Source organism: Grimontia hollisae CIP 101886 (assembly GCF_000176515.1).
In the GTDB taxonomy this organism is placed as follows: domain Bacteria; phylum Pseudomonadota; class Gammaproteobacteria; order Enterobacterales; family Vibrionaceae; genus Enterovibrio; species Enterovibrio hollisae.
Genome location: NZ_ADAQ01000008.1, coordinates 249,187 through 266,522, shown reverse-complemented (window position 1 = coordinate 266,522; position 17,336 = coordinate 249,187). Strand labels below are relative to the sequence as shown.

Below are 17,336 nucleotides of genomic sequence, written 5' to 3'. Positions count from 1 at the left end.
AGGAGCCGCATGAAACTCAATCCAGCACAGAATGATGCTGTCCACCATGTCTCTGGGCCTTGCCTGGTTCTGGCGGGCGCGGGTTCCGGTAAAACGCGTGTTATTACGAACAAAATTGCTTATCTGGTTCAACATTGTGGTTATAAAGCGCGTCATATTGCGGCAGTAACGTTCACCAATAAAGCCGCCCGGGAGATGAAAGAGCGTGTCGGGCAGACTCTAAGCCGTCAGGAAACGCGGGGATTGATGGTGTCCACGTTTCACACCCTTGGACTTAACATCATTCGTCGTGAATATAAGAGTCTGGGCCTAAAAGCCGGTTTCTCGCTGTTTGATGATCAAGACCAGATAGCACTTTTAAAAGATCTCACTGAAAAAGAGCTCGACGGCGATAAGGATTTGCTTAGGCTGTTATTGCACACCATTTCCAACTGGAAGAATGATATGCTGACGCCGCAGCAGGCACAGTCTGCTGCTATGGGAGAGCGTGACCAGTTGTTTGCCCACTGCTACGCCAAGTACCAAAAGCAAATGAAGGCGTACAACGCGCTGGATTTTGATGACCTTATCCTGATGCCGGTGATTTTGCTGAAAACCAATGAGGAGGTGCGTGAGCGCTGGCAGAGCAAAATCCGGTACCTTCTGGTCGACGAATATCAGGATACCAACACCAGCCAGTACCAGTTGGTGAAATTGCTGGTGGGAGAGCGGGCACGCTTTACCGTAGTAGGAGACGATGACCAGTCGATTTACAGCTGGCGCGGCGCGCAGCCAAAAAACCTGTTGATGTTGAGCCAGGATTTTCCGGCGCTGAAAGTCATTAAGCTGGAGCAGAACTACCGTTCGACCAGCCGTATTCTGCGTGCAGCCAATATCCTGATCGCCAATAACCCACACGTGTTTGAGAAAACCCTGTTTTCTGCGCTGCCGGACGGCGAAATGCTCAAGGTGCTTAAAGCCAACAACGAGGAGCATGAAGCTGAACGGGTGGTGGGTGAACTCATTGCCCACAAGTTTATGAACCGCACGCACTACAAGGATTATGCCATCTTGTACCGTGGCAACCACCAGTCACGCCTGTTCGAAAAGGCCCTGATGCAGAACCGTATTCCTTACAAGATCTCCGGTGGCACCTCCTTCTTTGCCCGCACAGAAATCAAAGACATCATGGCTTACCTGCGTTTGCTGACCAACCCGGATGACGACAATGCCTTCCTGCGCATTGTGAATGTTCCGCGCCGTGAAATTGGGCCGGTGACACTCGAAAAGCTCGGAACATACGCCAACATGCGGGGGAAAAGCCTGTTTGCCGCCAGCTTCGAATTAGGGCTCCAGACGCACCTCAGTGGACGTGGGCTTGAGTCCCTGCAACGTTTCACCCGCTGGATTGTAGAGCTTTCCGATCAGTTTGAGCGGGGGGATGCGGTGGATGCCGTGCGCTCACTGGTGCGTGATTCGCACTATGAAGACTGGCTGTATGAAACCTCTTCGAGCCCGAAAGCTGCGGAAATGCGGATGAAGAACGTGTCTGATCTCTACAGCTGGATAGTGGCCGATCTGGAGGGCGATAACGACGACAACGAAGTAAAGACACTCCGTGAAGTGGTTCAGCGCCTGACGCTGCGCGATATGATGGAACGCGGCGAGGATGATGACGATGCCGATCAGGTGCAGTTGATGACACTGCATGCCTCAAAAGGTCTGGAGTTCCCGTATGTATACCTGGTGGGCATGGAAGAGGGCTTGTTGCCTCACCAATCGAGTATTGACGAGGATAACGTCGAGGAAGAGCGCCGTCTTGCGTACGTCGGCATTACCCGTGCTCAAAAGGAGATGACCTTTACCCTGTGTAAAGAGCGCAGGCAGTATGGTGAGCTGATAAAGCCGATGCCCAGCCGTTTCCTTGAAGAGCTGCCGTACGATGACGTGGAGTGGGAAGAGAAGAAAAAGCCTCAGACACAGGAAGAGCGGATGGCCAAAGGGCAGGCGGCGATTGCCAACCTAAGGGCAATGCTGAAGAAAGAGTGATATAAAGCCGGATCACCCGGCTTTTTCCCTAACGGGCCGCGCCTTACAGTGACAGCAAGTGGTCGACGGCTGCGATGATTTCCTCGTCTGAACAATCCATGCATGTACCGCGTGCTGGCATACCATTAAACCCTTCAATCGCATGCTTGTTCAATGTGTCACGGCCTTGCGCCAGGCGTGGTTCCCACGCGGCGGCATCACCGACTTTCGGCGCACCGGCTGCCCCTGTTGCGTGACAGGCCATACAGAAGGTGTTGTAAATTGTATCACCTGTACGTGGGCCTGAAGGTGCCGCCGCTGCCGTTTCAACCGGTGCTTCGCCTTCCAGGTAAACGGAACCGACAGGTGCGATGCGTTCTGCAATGGCTTCTTCTGACATATCGGCAGCGTGCGCTGTGCCCATCAGAGAGAAAGCGGTAACAGCAGATACTGCTAGACGACGTAAAAAAATTCCCTTTGCGCTCACTGTTTCACTCCCAATATCTTTTTGGTCCCGAGTACCCGGACGCTTTTTATGCGGTTAGTTATTTTTATCACAATTGAAGGGAAGGTTCGGCTAACTGAGTCTCCCTTTTTAGTCATCATGACAATCTTGAATACGAAGTATGAATATTATCAGGTTAACTCCGTGTAAAGATTAAGTGATTATAGCGCTTTAGATTGTTGCGTGAAACCGTTATGATACGCCTTGCCTGCACTGATTTTAGCCTGATTGGGTGAAAATAAACCGTTCGGAGAAAAAATTAAAAAAAGTGCTAGACGGAAGGGGGCGATATCCGTAATATGCGACTCCGCCGACAGGGGCAAGCGCCCGTAGCTCAGCTGGATAGAGCGTTGGCCTCCGGAGCCAAAGGTCGCAGGTTCGAATCCTGTCGGGTGCGCCAGTCCGGAACGAAAAAAATATGGTGGCTATAGCTCAGTTGGTAGAGCCCTGGATTGTGATTCCAGTTGTCGCGGGTTCAAGTCCCGTTAGCCACCCCACTCGGTGAATAGCGCAGTTTGGTAGCGCATCTGGTTTGGGACCAGAGGGTCGGGGGTTCGAATCCCTCTTCACCGACCACTTTCAGGGAAAGCCCGCTCAGTAGAGCGGGCTTTTTCGCTTTCTCTGTACGGAATTGAGGCGGCGTCATTACATCCATGGCTGATATAGAAGCCTGCTTTTCGTTAACATGATAGGAACACTCAGACAGTGCTTCATATGAATTATCATTTCTTTGAAGTAAGTCATACTGAAAGAGGCGCTGAATTGAGTGTTTAATGCATGTTAATCCTCCTAATTATGCAATTATGTTACTCATGACCAATCGGACATTGTTAGATGTCGATAGCTTATTTTTAGCAATAAATGCTAGAAAGTGTGGCAGATTGCGCATTGTAGATTGGTTTTTATTCTAATAATTTCATTTTACGCTTATTTTTTTCTGTATATTTACATATCTCTTTCTGTCACTGCTTGTTCCAAATAAAAACTTATAAAACAAAATATTACGTATTTTATTTCTTTTCTTCTGTTGCTCTGAATATTGCTATTAGTTTGACTAAATATGCGATATATAGCTTTAAAGGTAGAACTTAGTGCTGCTTTGTTGATTTTTTGTAAAATTTTTGACAGATTCATCTATCAGCAAATTGCCTTGAATTTGCGCAATTTAAAACTGGCCGCTGATTCCATCTATAGCTTCCTCAAACCGGATTGATTTACACGAAAGAGTGCGGGAAGCATTTTTCGCTGTAAGGAAGGTGGTTTGGCGGCCGTTTGTCGTTCAAACCACATGGAGTCAAACGATGAAAACAGGAATGTTGAAGCTGAGTGCAGCGTTACTTGCATCAGCGATGACGGCTGGCGTGCAGGCAAAAACCTTGGTTTACTGTTCAGAAGGTTCTCCGGAAGGATTTAACCCGTCACTCTACACTGCAGGCACCACTTTTGATGCGAGCTCTCGCCAAATCTTTAACCGTCTGGTGCAGTTTGAGCGCGGTACCACTAACATCGTACCGGGTCTTGCCGAGTCATGGACTGTCTCTGACGATGGCCTGTCCTACACCTTCAAACTGCGTGAAGGTGTTAAGTTCCACACCACGAAAAATTTCAAACCGACACGTGATTTCAACGCTGATGACGTCATCTTCTCGTTTATGCGCCAGAAAGATGAGAACCACCCGTACCATAAAGTATCCGGCGGATCTTATGAGTACTTCAATGCGATGGAAATGGGCGGGTTGATTGACACTATCGAGAAAGTTGATGACTACACCATCACGTTCACCTTGACCCGCCCAGAAGCGCCTTTCATCGCCAACCTGGCGATGGACTTTGCGTCAATCATGTCTGCTGAGCAAGCTGACCAAATGCTGAAAGCGGGGTCTCCTGAGAAGCTGGATTTCGAGCCTGTGGGTACCGGTCCATTTGTCCTTGCGGGCTACAAGAAAGATTCTACTATCCGTTATCTTGCACACCCGGATTACTTTGAAGGCAAAGCGCCTATTGATCGCCTAGTGTTCTCTATTACGCCAGATGCGTCAGTCCGTTATGCAAAACTGCAAAAAGGCGAATGCCACGTAATGCCTTATCCAAACCCGGCCGATCTTGATCGTATGCGTTCGGATGAGGTGGTAAACCTGATGAACCAGGAAGGGTTGAATGTAGGTTACCTTGGCTTCAATACCCAGAAAAAACCGTATGACGACGTGCGTGTGCGCCAGGCGCTCAACATGGCGGTGAATAAGGCGGCGATCATTGATGCAGTATTCCAGGGGGCTGGTAAAGCGGCGAAAAACCCCATCCCACCTACTATCTGGTCATATAACGATGCGGTTGTCGACTATGAATACGATCTGGAAAAAGCCAAAGCATTGCTGAAGGACGCAGGTCTGGAGAAGGGCTTTAAAACCAATATCTGGGCAATGCCTGTACAACGTCCTTACAACCCGAATGCGCGTCGTATGGCAGAAGTGATTCAGGCAGATTGGGCGAAGATTGGTGTTGAGGCTGAAATCGTAACCTTTGAATGGGGTGAGTACCTCAAGCGCTCCAAAGCGGGTGAGCATGACACTGTGTTACTGGGTTGGACCGGTGACAACGGTGACCCGGATAACTTCCTTGCCGTACTGCTTGGCTGCTCCGGTGTTGGCGGTTCAAACCGCGCCCAATGGTGCTATGAACCGTTTGAGGATCTGATCCAGAAAGCGAAGAAAACATCCAATGTCGATGAGCGCACCAAGCTTTACCAGCAAGCCCAGGCCGTCTTCAAAGAGCAGGCGCCTTGGGTCACTATCGCGCACTCTGTTGTTTTTGAACCAGTACGTAAAGAAGTCAAAGACTACAAGATTGATCCCTTCGGCGGTCACATTTTCTACGGCGTAGACATCCAAGAATAATCACGCCATGCAAAGAATACCGTGGCTGCAGGACGTAGCCGCGGTTTTTGCGTCACCACGCAATTGAGCGAGTTGTTTTATGTTGCAGTTTATTCTTAAGCGTTTGGGGTTGGTGATCCCGACGTTTATCGGCATTACCCTGCTGACCTTTTCCCTGATCAGGATGATCCCGGGTGACCCCATTGAAGTGATGGCCGGTGAGCGCGGTGTATCCCCCGAGCGCCATGCCCAGTTGATGGCCGAGCTTGGCCTTGATAAACCCCTGCTAGAGCAGTATTTCGTCTACATCAGCAACGTGCTGCAAGGAGATCTGGGTACTTCCCTGATTACCAAAGAGCCTGTCATGAAAGAGTTTATGACTCTGTTTCCTGCCACGATGGAACTGGCTCTCTGTGCTGCGTTATTTGCCATTGCCATTGGCTTGCCTGCCGGGGTACTTGCAGCGGTCAAACGCGGAACGGTGGTTGACCACTCTGTCATGGCGGTATCGTTAACCGGTTACTCCATGCCTATCTTCTGGTGGGCGCTGTTGCTTATTCTTTTCTTCTCTATCGGCCTTGATATAACACCGGTTTCCGGACGCATGGATGATGCCACTTATTGGGTCGATGAAGTCACAGGGTTCATGTTGATAGACAGCTGGCTTTCGGGGGAGGACGGGGCGTTTGGCGCCGCCGTTCACCATCTTGTCTTGCCTGCTGTCGCGCTTGGAACGATCCCCCTTGCGGTGATTGCCCGTATGACCCGTTCATCGATGCTGGAAGTGCTGGGAGAGGATTATATCCGCACTGCACGTGCGAAAGGCCTGATGCCTTGGCGTGTGGTTCTCATTCACGGCTTGCGCAACGCGCTTATTCCCGTCATTACAGTGATTGGCCTCCAGGTCGGTATCCTGCTTTCCGGTGCCATTCTGACAGAGACCATCTTTGCCTGGCCGGGGATCGGTAAATGGTTGATTGAATCTATTGGCCGACGTGATTACCCCGTTGTACAGGGGGGGATTTTGCTGGTGGCGACCATTATCATTGTTGTTAACCTGATTGTGGATATTCTCTACGGCATCGTTAACCCGCGTATTCGTCACGGCAAGTAGGAGGGTAAACGATGTCTGATACTACACAAACTTCAAGCTTTCCCCAGGAACGTGAGCCGCTGTCGCCGTTTGCAGAATTCTGGGCATACTTTTCGTCCAACAAGGGGGCGCTGGCGGGCCTGATATATATCGCCTGTGTCATTGTTATTGCCGTGTTGGCTCCGATAGTTGCACCGCATAACCCGGCCGAGCAATTTCGCGATGCTCTTTTGATGCCGCCAGCCTGGGTTGATGGTGGCAGCTGGAGTTATATCCTGGGCACTGACGATGTCGGTCGCGATATTCTCTCCCGCTTGATTTACGGAGCCCGGCTTTCATTGTTGATTGGCTGCCTTGTGGTGGTTTTGTCACTGGTGCTGGGTGTGGCGCTTGGACTGGTTGCCGGTTATTTCGGAGGTGTCGTCGATACCTCCATCATGCGCTTGGTGGATATCATGTTGGCACTGCCAAGCTTGCTTCTGGCGATTGCCATTGTTGCCATCCTTGGGCCATCTATCTTCAATGCGTCACTGGCGATTTCCTTTGTCTCCCTGCCGCACTATGTGCGCCTGACCCGCGCGTCAGTCTTGGCAGAAATTAACCGGGATTATGTCACTGCTTCCCGCGTCGCAGGTGCGGGGCATATTCGTTTGATGTTCTCTGTCCTGCTGCCTAATTGCCTGGCGCCTCTGATCGTGCAGGCTACACTGGGCTTTTCTGCCGCTATCCTCGACATGGCGGCGCTCGGCTTTCTTGGCTTGGGGGCCCAGCCGCCCACGCCTGAATGGGGCGTGATGCTGGCTGATGCCCGTCAGTTTATTAATTCGGCCTGGTGGGTGGTGACCTTCCCGGGACTTGCAATTTTGCTCACGGTGCTGGCCTTTAACCTTATGGGTGACGGTCTGCGTGATGCGCTGGATCCGAAGTTGAAGCAGTAGGAGAGCGACATGGCAATATTAGAAGTAAACGAGCTCTCTGTGCACTTTGGTGATGAGCGGGCGCCGTTTAAAGCGGTGGATAAGATCAGTTATCGCGTTGATGAAGGTGAAATCCTTGGCATTGTTGGTGAATCTGGTTCCGGAAAATCAGTCAGTTCACTGGCGATTATGGGGCTGATTGATTACCCGGGGCGAGTGAGTGCCCAGTCGGTGAATTTTTACGGTTCTAACCTGCTGGAGATGCCGGACAACGCGCGGAAAAAACTGACTGGTGCCGATATTTCGATGATCTTCCAGGACCCCATGACCAGCCTTAACCCCTGCTTTACTGTGGGTTATCAAATCATGGAAGCATTGGGTGTTCACCAGGGGGGGAGCAAAAAAGCGCGCCGGACGCGGGCTGAGGAATTGTTGACGCTGGTTGGGATCCCCGATCCGGCTTCACGTCTTAAGGTTTATCCGCACCAGCTTTCCGGTGGCATGAGTCAGCGCGTAATGATTGCGATGGCGATAGCCTGTAATCCCCGCCTGCTGATTGCCGACGAACCCACCACGGCATTGGATGTAACGATTCAGGCACAGATCATTGACTTGCTGCTCGAACTACAGAAAGAGCAAAACATGGCGCTGGTGCTGATCACCCATGATTTGGCATTGGTAGCAGAGGCAGCGCATAAAGTGATGGTAATGTACGCCGGGCAGGTGGTTGAGACCGGTGCGGCGACGGACATTTTCAGCATGCCAAAGCATCCGTATACCCAGGCACTTTTGCGCTCTTTACCGGAATCTTCCGCCGGCAAGCATCGTCTGGATTCTTTGCCAGGTGTGGTTCCTGGCCTGTTCGACCGCCCGGGAGGGTGTTTGCTGAACCCCCGCTGTCCGTATGCAACAGATAAGTGCCGCACTCAGGAGCCTGCGGTACAAGGGCCTCCGGAGCGTGCGGTGAAGTGCCATTATCCATTGAATGAGCAGGGAGAGCCAACACGATGAGTGAACAGAATGTACCGCTGCTCCATGCAGTGGATCTGAAAAAATACTATCCGGTTAAACAGGGCCTATTTAAACCGGATGCAGAGGTTAAAGCACTGGACGGTGTGTCATTTACCCTGGAGCGAGGCAAAACCCTTGCTGTTGTTGGGGAGTCTGGCTGTGGTAAATCAACGCTTGGCCGGTTACTGACCATGATCGAAGTGCCTACCGGAGGGACGCTGGATTTTAAAGGCAAAGATCTTCTCAAGCGCGATCCTGAATCAGACAAGCTACGTCGTCAGAAGATTCAAATTGTCTTCCAGAACCCCTATGGCTCCTTGAATCCCCGAAAAAAAATCGGCCAGATCCTTGAAGAGCCGCTTGCGATAAACACTGACCTGAGCGCGGTCAAGCGGAAAGCGCGTGCGATGGAGATGATGGCGAAAGTCGGGCTCAAGAAAGAGCACTACGATCGCTACCCCCATATGTTCTCCGGTGGGCAGCGTCAGCGTATCGCGATTGCCCGTGGTTTGATGCTGAATCCTGAAGTGGTTGTTGCCGATGAACCGGTTTCTGCGCTTGATGTGTCGGTACAGGCGCAAGTGCTCAACCTGATGATGGACCTACAGGCAGAGCTTGGTCTTTCGTATGTCTTTATTTCACATGACTTGTCGGTGGTGGAACACATCGCAGACGACGTTATGGTGATGTATCTGGGACGCTGTGTGGAAAAAGGGCAGGCGGATAAGATTTTTAAATCCCCATTGCACCCTTATACTCAGGCATTGCTTTCTGCAACACCACGCCTCGATCCCGAACACCGGATAGAACGCATTAAGCTAACCGGGGAGTTACCCAGCCCGTTGAACCCGCCGAAAGGTTGTGCATTCCATGCGCGATGCCGTAACGCTATCGATAAGTGTCACCACGAACAACCTTCGCTAAAAACGTATGGAGACAGACAAATAGCTTGTCATGTTGTGAATGAGTGACACTAGGTGCGATAAAGAGAAAAAAGGGCAGCATCAAACTGTCTCTATTCCTCTTTTCTCGTTATTTCATGGATTTCAGAGTAGGCTGAATAATAAACCTCTTTGACGGATAACGTGTAATGATTGCAAAATTTTCACACCTGATACCTTTCTTGTTTATTGCTGTTTTCTTGTCATCGGCCAGTGTTGCCAATGATGGGTGTCAACCTGTGAGTGACGGCAACTGGCAAGTGGTGGGAGAATCTTGTGACGTCGGGCAAGGTTTATGGTCAACACGCCCCGAGAGGGAAGACGGGCGTTTCTGGGTGCAATGTGGTTTGTTCAACCGTTCGCCTCCAGCCAGTTTTTCCGATCTGTTTCCTCGTGATATCTCACTGGAAAAGCTGGTTTTTCGCACTGAAAGCAGTCAATACCGCTGTTTGCTAGGGCCATTTATGCACTTTTCTGAGGCTGCTGGAGTGAAGGCGGCAGTAAGGCAAAGTGACGCTTTCTCTTTAGCGTTTATCCGGGAAGTCAAAAAACCGCCCCGCCGTTATTTGGATATTGCTGGAATGAAAAGTCCAATGCCAAAAGTGGATGAGCCCAGATATAGTGATCAACATAATGTTTGGTGGCGTGCCACTCTCCAGGAAGCCAAGATGACCTGCGCGACAGATAATATGAATTTAGTGTCTGAGCAGACGCTGAAAGAATTGATAGCGATACCGACGGCAAAAGAAGAATTGTCCAGTCCTTTGCCTTTTTGGGTAGCGGATGGAAACGCCTTTGATGCAGATACAGGCATTTCAATACCGTTATCGAAAGCATCAGCCCTACTGGTGCTTTGTGAGCCTAAGCTTGTCATCCGCGAGATGAAGCAGGGTTTGTGAAATCTGTTGTAGAAACAGATCGTAATTCCCCCAATACCATAATGCCGCCTCTACAATGCATGATTGTCGGCGGCTTTATCCGGTCAGATTCAGCGCTTTTTGTGGTATGTATCCAAACAACCTGTCACTTCAGGTTGTTTGGGAGCAGTAGTAAATAGGCAATCATCCATGCAGTTTTCTTTTGGCTCAGCCCTCTTTAGTGCAATTTTTATTGTACTGTTTTCTATGGGATTTTCGGTGCATGCCAAGCCTGATCTGGACGGACAGTGTCAAAGTGTCAGTGTGGAAAACGGTGTGCGCTTGGTGGCAGAGACATGTCCGGTTGGCGAGGGGCTTTGGGGGCGGAAGCCGGCAAAAAATGGAGGTCCTTTCTGGGTGCAGTGTGGCATTTATCCAGAGGGTTCTCTGGGGGAGAAAAGGCGTGCGATAGAGCAGGCATTGGATAATGCGGCGCCCTTGGTGTTTCGTCAGGAACCTAACCAGTTGCGTTGCCTTGTCGGGCCGTTTGAGCATCATCATATGGCATTCCAAACCCGCAACCTTCTGCGCCAGTTGCCCCTGACGGCGGATGCGTTTATTCGCCAGGTCGATTATCCCAAAGCCAGAAAAACCAAGCCTGAAGCGGCACCATCTTCCGCTCATCAACCCCAATCTGCGCGGACGCTGACTCAGGTAGCAGGGCTTTGGACGCTTCAGCCCAAAGGGGATGATGCCCGTTATACCCGGGGCCGACAGGACTGGTGGCGCGCCACTTTTGAAGATGCGCAACAGGCCTGCCGAGATGCGGGGAAACAACTGGTATCTGAGAAGGGGATCCGGCGGGCGGTTGAACAATCCGGCAAGCAGGGTGCGTTGCCCAACTCCATTCCTTACTGGCTAAACAGTGGAAAGGTGTACGACATCAAGCTCGATATGGCATTTGTGGCCATCACCGACACCCTGACGCTGAATGTCTTGTGTGAGTGATGAAGGTATGAATAAAAAAGCCCCGGCAGCATTCGCTGTCGGGGCTTTTTCAAAGGCGTTTGCGATCAGCGCATGGTAACAAACTCTTCCGAACCAGTCGGGTGGATGGCGACCACACTGTCGAAATCCGCTTTGGTTGCGCCCATTTTCATTGCTACGCCAAAGCCCTGGATCATTTCATCCACGGTATAGCCGATGCCATGGAGGCCCACGACTTTTTCGTCTTCTCCGGCACAGACCAGTTTCATTTTACATGGCTGGCGGTGCTGGGTGACGGCGGTGTACATGGCGGTGAAGCTAGAGGTGTAAACCTTCACATTTTCTTCGCCATACTGTGCTTTGGCTTCAGTTTCAGTCAGGCCGATGGTGCCGATAGGCGGGTGGCTGAATACCACGGTAGGCACCAGGTTGTAATCCATTTTGGCGTCAGCTTTGCCGTTGAAAAGGCGCTCAGAAAGCTGGCGACCGGCTTTCACTGCCACCGGGGTCAGTTCAATACCGCCTTCCATAATATCGCCTACGCAGTAGATACCCGGCACATTGGTATTCTGGTACTCGTCTACCTTGATGTAGCCGCGATCATTGGTTTCCACGCCTGCGGCAGCCAGGTTGATTTTGTCGGTTGCAGGGTGACGGCCAATCGCCCAGATCAGAAGATCGGTGTTGTGGGTTTGGCCATTTTCAAAGTGCAGGGTCAATGAACCGTCGGACTCTTTCACCACTTCTTTTGGAATTGAGTGGGTGTGCAGTGCTGGCCCTTCTTTTTCCATCACTTCCACCAGGGTGTCGATGATCATCGGGTCGAAGCTGCGAAGCGGGGATTCCTTACGCACAAACAGGTGGGTATCTGAGCCCAGCGCGCTCAATACGCCGGCGATCTCAACCGCAATATAGCCTGCGCCGACAACAGCAACACGTTTTGGCTGCTCGTTGAGCGCGAAGAAACCGTTGGAGTCGATGCCATATTCTGCGCCGGGAATATTTGGAATGGTTGGTGCGCCGCCCACAGCAATCAGAATGTGATCAGCCGTATAGTGCTCACCGTTCACCTCGACGGTTTTGGCATCGACAAATTTACCGAAGCCTTCAATCACTTCGATCTGGTTTTTACCCAGTACATTTTCGTATGACGTGTGGATACGGCCGATATAGGCTTCGCGGTTTTCCACCAGTTTGGCCCAGTCGAAGTGGTTCAGCGTGGTGTCAAAGCCGTAATCCGGGCCGTACATTTTGATGGCTTCTGCGATTTGCGCGCCATGCCACATCACCTTTTTCGGTACACAACCTACGTTGACACACGTGCCCCCGAGGTGACGTGCTTCGATGAGCGCTACTTTTGCACCGTACATCGCGGCGCGGTTTGCCGATGCAATACCGCCACTGCCGCCACCGATACAAATATAATCAAAATGCTTGGCCATGAGTTTCTCCGTTTGGTTATTCTTAAATCCCGTAAAGCGGGCTGGTTATCCTTTAATGTTATCAGACCTTGTTAACGCCGGCTGTTATTCAGGTACAACCCATTGAACAAATTGATGCCCTGTCTGTGGTGCAATTTTGCTTTGCAGCCAGGGCAGGATTTCTTTCATCTGTGTTTCGAGTGTCCACGGTGGGTTGATGACTATCATGCCGGATGCAGTCATGCCGCGTTCTTCACTGTCTTCCGCCACGCCGAGCTCGATTTGCAGGATTTTGCGGATGCCGAGTTTCTCCAGACCTTGGGTAATAAGGTCAACATTCCTGCGATAGACCACCGGATACCAAATCGCGTAAGTGCCCGTTGCCCAGCGTTTGACACTTTCACCGATGGCGTCAACCACATCCTGATATTCGTGTTTGAGCTCGTAAGGCGGGTCAATCAGCACCACACCACGGCGCTCTTTGGGCGGCAGGCTGGCTTTCAGGCGTGCATAGCCATCTTCCTTATACATTTTTACCTGGCGATCTCCGCGAAATTCTTGCAGCAGGAGCGGAAAATCGCTTGGGTGAAGTTCAGTGAAAATGGCGCGGTCCTGCTCACGAAGCAGGCTGCGGCCGACTTTCGGTGAACCCGGGTAATAACGCAGGGTGTCGCCGTTGTTCAGGGCGCGGATAGTATCAATGTAGGGCTTGATCGCTTCTGGCGCGTCATCACACTCCCAAATCAGGCCAATGCCTTCTTTGTATTCACCGGTTTTTTCTGCCCGCTCATCAGACAAATCATAGCGGCCTGCACCGCTATGGGTGTCGTGGTAGACGAAGGCTTTGTCTTTTTGTTTAAGCGATTCAATGATAAGGCTCTGCACGATGTGTTTCAGCACATCGGCATGGTTGCCAGCATGGAAGCTGTGGCGGTAGCTGAGCATGTCAATATCCGGTGAAAAGAGAAAAGTAGGGGGGGCATTATCGCTTATTAAGGCGTTATACCCAAGCTGTGCAGAAAGTCCCCGAAGAATGGTCGCGCCAGGCCTCTTGGTGATATCTGCAGCCCCGGCATTGAAAAGCGGCACATTTACCTTCATAAATAGTAAGACTAAAAAATGTAAAGGAATTGACCTATGTCCAACCCGCTGCTGTCGTTTAACGATTTGCCTCCTTTCTCCCAGATCAAACCGGAGCACGTGCAACCGGCTGTTGAACAGGCTATCGCCGATTGCCGCGCTGCGATTGAAGCGGTACTGGAAAACAATATGGATCCAAGTTGGGATACCATCTGCGCACCGCTGGCAGAAAGCGATGACAGGCTGAGCCGTATCTGGTCACCGATAGGCCATATGAATGCGGTGGTGAACAGCCAGGCATTGCGTGAAGCTTATGATGCCTGCCTGCCGCTGCTGTCTGATTACTCGACCTGGGTCGGCCAGCACAAGCCGCTTTATGATGCCTATAAAGCCATCAAGGCGCGTGACGATTTTGACAGCCTGACCCCGGCGCAACAAAAGACCGTGACTGACGCACTGCGTGATTTTGAACTTTCCGGCATTGCACTGCCTTCGAAAGAGCAACACCGCTTTGGCGAAATCAGCAAACGCCTGTCTGAGCTGTCGTCGGCGTTTTCGAATAATGTGCTCGATGCCACCATGGGTTGGACCAAACACATTACTGATGCCAAAGAATTGGCAGGCATGCCGGAGTCAGCACTGGCTGCGGCACAGGCAATGGCAGAGAGTAAATCACTCGACGGTTACGTGTTAACGCTGGATATCCCGTCTTACCTGCCGGTGATGACCTACTGTGACAACCGTGCGCTGCGTCAGGAAATGTATGAAGCCTATACGACGCGTGCCTCTGATCGTGGGCCAAACGCCGGGAAGTGGGACAACACTGACATCATCAATGAAACCCTGCTGCTGAAAAGCGAGATTGCACGCCTGCTGGGCTTTGCGACCTACAGTGAACTGTCGCTGGCAACCAAAATGGCGGCGTCAACAGAGCAGGTGATGACGTTTCTGAACGAGCTGGTGGAAAAAGCGCGTCCACAAGGATTGAAAGAATTCGACACCCTCAAGCAGTTTGCCAAAGACAACTTTGGCGTTGAGGCGCTGGAACCCTGGGATGTGGGTTACTACGCTGAGAAACTCAAGCAGCACCAATACAGCATTTCAGATGAAGAGCTTCGTCCATACTTCCCGGAAAACAAGGTGGTTGCCGGCCTGTTTGAAGTGCTTAAGCGTGTGTTTGGCATGGACGTAAAACGCCGTGACGGTGTGGATGTGTGGCATGAGTCGGTCTCCTTCTACGATATTTTCGATGCCAGCGGCACGCTCCGTGGCAGCTTCTACCTTGACCTGTATGCCCGTGAACACAAGCGTGGCGGGGCGTGGATGGACGAGTGCCGTGTGCGCCGCGTGACTGCTTCCGGTGACCTGCAAACCCCGGTGGCGTACCTGACCTGTAACTTCAACAAACCGGTTGGCGGGAAACCGGCACTGTTTACCCATGATGAAGTGGTCACCCTGTTCCATGAATTCGGACATGGTATCCACCACATGCTGACCAAGGTGGATGTGCCTGCTGTCTCCGGTATCAATGGTGTGCCATGGGATGCGGTCGAGCTGCCCAGCCAGTTCCTCGAAAACTGGTGCTGGGAAGAAGAGGCGCTGGCGTTTATCTCCGGCCACTATGAGACCGGTGAGCTGCTGCCAAAAGCCATGCTCGACAAGATGCTGGCAGCGAAAAACTACAACTCCGCCATGGGCATGTTGCGCCAGCTGGAATTTGGCCTGTTCGACTTCACCCTTTTCACCCGCTTTGATGCTGAAGAAGGCGCGAAAGTGCTGGAAACACTGGCCGACGTGAAGAGCAAGGTCGCCGTGGTGCCGTCGCCGGAATGGAATCGCTTCCCGCATTCCTTCAGCCATATCTTTGCCGGTGGCTACAGCGCGGGTTACTACAGCTACCTGTGGGCGGAAGTGCTCTCTTCAGATGCCTTCAGCCGCTTTGAGGAAGAGGGGATCTTTAACACGGAAACCGGTCAGTCGTTTCTGGAAAATATTCTGGAGCGTGGTGGCAGTGAAGAACCTATGGCGCTGTTTAAACGCTTCCGTGGCCGTGAGCCGTCACCGGATGCGCTGCTGCGCCACAGTGGGATTGGCATTTAACTGCTGACCAATAAAGAAAGAGCACGGTTTCGGCCGTGCTTTTTGGTGTTTTCGGTTTACTTACGCAACCGTCAGTGGCCAGTGGTGGTCACTCTGGCGCTCCGCCTCAAGCGTCAGCTCGGTTGACATCAGGGCGTTGTTTTCCAGCCAGTTTGCCGGAAGTGCCAGTGTCAGGGCATCCCCTTCGGCCTTGAGTGTAAAGGCTGGAATCGCCCCGCTGTCACGGCGGTGACAGAGGATCACCGCGAGCCGCAACAGCCGCAGCAGGCGGTTGGCACTGTTGGGTGAAATCGCATTCTGCTGGCCGACAGGGTGCAATTGCTCGCGGTAGTGACGCAACATTTTTGCCAGCAGCGTTTTCTGTGCGCGGGTAAAGCCCGGCAGATCCATATTGTTAATGAGATACGCCGCATGTTCACCATCACGCTTAAAGCCAATGCTCATGCCGATTTCATGGAGTGAGGCCGCGGCATGGAGCAAGACAGGGGCAACAGGCTCTGGGATCCAGTTGTCTCCGCACTGTTTGAGCAGCGTGTTGGCGGTGGTGGCAACACTCCCTGCATGCGTGGTGTCCAGCTGGTATCGCGACTGTATGCTTTTGATAGTACGCTTTCGGATGTCTTGTTCTGACATTGTATTCATCATGCCATACACAAGACCTTCACGCAGGGCGCCGCCTGCCAGGGTCATGGATTCCACCCCCAGCTCCTCGAAAATCGCAATCAGGATGGAAAGGCCACTTGGGAATACCAGAGCGCGCTCCAGTGTCAGTCCATCGATATCGAGCTCTTCGACCTGACCAAAGCCAATCGCTTGTTTACGCAGGCGATAGAGTTTAGCGAGAGTAATGGTTTCGTCCATGCCCTGCGCGACCATGATTTCCTGCAAGGCCTGAACCGTGCCGCTGGCACCGACACAGACATCCCACCCCAGTTCGCGATAACGCTTGACGATAGGGGAGAGCACGGCTTTCGCCCCTTCAATTGCGTTATTGAAGCTTTTTTCCGTCAGGGAACGGTCCTTGAAGTGTTTTTCCAGCCAGGTGACACAGCCCATATCGAGGCTGGTCAGTGCAGAAGCGTTAAAGCCTTCGCCAATAATCACTTCGGTGCTTGCACCACCAATATCGACCACCAGACGTTTGCCTTTGCCGCCCGAGGTATGTGCCACCCCCTGATAAATTGTGCAAGCTTCTTCTTCACCGCTGATCACCGTGATAGGGTGCCCCAGAATGTGATTGGCGTTTTTGATAAACACATCGGCGTTTTTGGCGCTGCGAAGGGCGGCGGTGGCGACGATACGGATGTTGTCGGGTGGAATATCCTGAAGGCGCTCGGCGAACAGCGACAGGCAGTCCCAGCCACGCTGCATGGCTTCTTGGCTGAGGTTCAGGTGATTGTCGAGGCCGGAAGCCAGGCGGACTTTACGTTTGATTTTTGCCAGCGTTTGCACGCTGCCCTGAACCTCACGCACAACCAGCATGTGAAAGCTGTTTGAGCCAAGGTCAATGGCAGCATACAGGGGCGAACGCGCGTGTTCCATGC

Annotated in this window: 13 protein-coding genes and 3 tRNA genes; 12 read left to right on the top strand and 4 right to left on the bottom strand. The window is 52.0% G+C overall.

The window, feature by feature from the left end; translation table 11 throughout:
- Positions 1 to 9: 9 nt before the first annotated feature.
- Positions 10 to 2,028: a DNA helicase Rep gene (gene rep, locus VHA_RS03190; RefSeq protein ID WP_005501783.1), complete on the top strand. Its 2,019-nt coding sequence runs from the start codon at positions 10 to 12 to the stop codon at positions 2,026 to 2,028.
- Between the two features lie 43 nt (positions 2,029 to 2,071).
- Here rep and VHA_RS03185 read toward each other — a convergent pair whose 3' ends face one another.
- A complete protein-coding gene (locus tag VHA_RS03185) occupies positions 2,072 to 2,494 on the bottom strand; it encodes a c-type cytochrome (RefSeq protein WP_005501782.1) in 423 nt (140 codons plus the stop codon).
- Between the two features lie 341 nt (positions 2,495 to 2,835).
- On the opposite strand from VHA_RS03185, the gene VHA_RS03180 reads away from it, so the two are divergent.
- The 10 genes from VHA_RS03180 to VHA_RS03135 all read left to right on the top strand — a co-directional run bounded on the left by VHA_RS03180 (position 2,836) and on the right by VHA_RS03135 (position 11,212).
- Positions 2,836 to 2,912, top strand: a tRNA-Arg gene (locus VHA_RS03180).
- A gap of 21 nt (positions 2,913 to 2,933) precedes the next feature.
- Positions 2,934 to 3,009 (top strand) — tRNA-His (locus VHA_RS03175).
- 2 nt (positions 3,010 to 3,011) lie between these two features.
- Positions 3,012 to 3,088: transfer RNA gene (locus VHA_RS03170), tRNA-Pro, on the top strand.
- 725 nt (positions 3,089 to 3,813) lie between these two features.
- The gene (locus VHA_RS03165; protein WP_005501778.1) at positions 3,814 to 5,406 is read left to right on the top strand and encodes an ABC transporter substrate-binding protein; all 1,593 of its coding nucleotides are present in this window, start codon (positions 3,814 to 3,816) and stop codon (positions 5,404 to 5,406) included.
- A gap of 79 nt (positions 5,407 to 5,485) precedes the next feature.
- On the top strand, positions 5,486 to 6,499 hold the full coding sequence (locus VHA_RS03160) for an ABC transporter permease subunit (RefSeq protein ID WP_005501776.1): 1,014 nt from the start codon (positions 5,486 to 5,488) through the stop codon (positions 6,497 to 6,499).
- Positions 6,500 to 6,510: 11 nt separating this feature from the next.
- Positions 6,511 to 7,416: a dipeptide ABC transporter permease DppC gene (gene dppC, locus VHA_RS03155; protein WP_005501773.1), complete on the top strand. Its 906-nt coding sequence runs from the start codon at positions 6,511 to 6,513 to the stop codon at positions 7,414 to 7,416.
- Between the two features lie 9 nt (positions 7,417 to 7,425).
- Positions 7,426 to 8,406 (top strand): dipeptide ABC transporter ATP-binding protein, encoded by a 981-nt coding sequence (gene dppD / locus VHA_RS03150; protein ID WP_005501771.1) that lies wholly within the window; start codon positions 7,426 to 7,428, stop codon positions 8,404 to 8,406.
- On the top strand, positions 8,403 to 9,377 hold the full coding sequence (locus VHA_RS03145) for a peptide ABC transporter ATP-binding protein (protein ID WP_005501769.1): 975 nt from the start codon (positions 8,403 to 8,405) through the stop codon (positions 9,375 to 9,377). The genes dppD and VHA_RS03145 overlap by 4 nt, the downstream gene beginning before the upstream one ends.
- 119 nt (positions 9,378 to 9,496) lie before the next feature.
- Complete coding sequence (locus VHA_RS03140; protein ID WP_005501767.1) at positions 9,497 to 10,246, top strand: SPOR domain-containing protein; 750 nt, start codon at positions 9,497 to 9,499, stop codon at positions 10,244 to 10,246.
- 168 nt (positions 10,247 to 10,414) lie between these two features.
- Entirely contained in the window at positions 10,415 to 11,212 is a 798-nt protein-coding gene (locus VHA_RS03135; RefSeq protein WP_005501765.1) for a hypothetical protein, read from the top strand.
- A gap of 65 nt (positions 11,213 to 11,277) precedes the next feature.
- Here the strand turns inward: VHA_RS03135 and gorA are convergent, their stop codons facing one another.
- Both gorA and VHA_RS03125 read right to left on the bottom strand, forming a co-directional pair.
- Positions 11,278 to 12,633, bottom strand: coding sequence for a glutathione-disulfide reductase (gene gorA / locus VHA_RS03130; protein WP_005501763.1), 1,356 nt, complete (start codon positions 12,631 to 12,633; stop codon positions 11,278 to 11,280).
- Positions 12,634 to 12,717: 84 nt separating this feature from the next.
- Positions 12,718 to 13,557 carry a 23S rRNA (adenine(2030)-N(6))-methyltransferase RlmJ gene (locus VHA_RS03125; RefSeq protein WP_040528070.1) on the bottom strand — a complete coding sequence of 280 codons (840 nt, stop codon included), beginning with the start codon at positions 13,555 to 13,557 and terminating at the stop codon, positions 12,718 to 12,720.
- Between the two features lie 192 nt (positions 13,558 to 13,749).
- On the opposite strand from VHA_RS03125, the gene prlC reads away from it, so the two are divergent.
- A complete protein-coding gene (gene prlC, locus VHA_RS03120) occupies positions 13,750 to 15,792 on the top strand; it encodes an oligopeptidase A (protein ID WP_005501760.1) in 2,043 nt (680 codons plus the stop codon).
- 60 nt (positions 15,793 to 15,852) lie between these two features.
- On the opposite strand, the gene gppA is transcribed toward prlC, so the two are convergent.
- Positions 15,853 to 17,334, bottom strand: a complete 1,482-nt coding sequence (gppA, locus tag VHA_RS03115; protein WP_005501758.1) for a guanosine-5'-triphosphate,3'-diphosphate diphosphatase — start codon at positions 17,332 to 17,334, stop codon at positions 15,853 to 15,855.
- Positions 17,335 to 17,336: the final 2 nt, after the last annotated feature.

Coding starts and splice junctions, on each gene's coding strand:
- rep (WP_005501783.1), top strand. CDS start 10: ATGAAACTCAATCCAGCACAGAATGATGCTGTCCACCATGTCTCTGGG.
- VHA_RS03165 (WP_005501778.1), top strand. CDS start 3,814: ATGAAAACAGGAATGTTGAAGCTGAGTGCAGCGTTACTTGCATCAGCG.
- VHA_RS03160 (WP_005501776.1), top strand. CDS start 5,486: ATGTTGCAGTTTATTCTTAAGCGTTTGGGGTTGGTGATCCCGACGTTT.
- dppC (WP_005501773.1), top strand. CDS start 6,511: ATGTCTGATACTACACAAACTTCAAGCTTTCCCCAGGAACGTGAGCCG.
- dppD (WP_005501771.1), top strand. CDS start 7,426: ATGGCAATATTAGAAGTAAACGAGCTCTCTGTGCACTTTGGTGATGAG.
- VHA_RS03145 (WP_005501769.1), top strand. CDS start 8,403: ATGAGTGAACAGAATGTACCGCTGCTCCATGCAGTGGATCTGAAAAAA.
- VHA_RS03140 (WP_005501767.1), top strand. CDS start 9,497: ATGATTGCAAAATTTTCACACCTGATACCTTTCTTGTTTATTGCTGTT.
- VHA_RS03135 (WP_005501765.1), top strand. CDS start 10,415: ATGCAGTTTTCTTTTGGCTCAGCCCTCTTTAGTGCAATTTTTATTGTA.
- gorA (WP_005501763.1), bottom strand. CDS start 12,633: ATGGCCAAGCATTTTGATTATATTTGTATCGGTGGCGGCAGTGGCGGT.
- VHA_RS03125 (WP_040528070.1), bottom strand. CDS start 13,557: ATGCTCAGCTACCGCCACAGCTTCCATGCTGGCAACCATGCCGATGTG.
- prlC (WP_005501760.1), top strand. CDS start 13,750: ATGTCCAACCCGCTGCTGTCGTTTAACGATTTGCCTCCTTTCTCCCAG.
- gppA (WP_005501758.1), bottom strand. CDS start 17,334: ATGGAACACGCGCGTTCGCCCCTGTATGCTGCCATTGACCTTGGCTCA.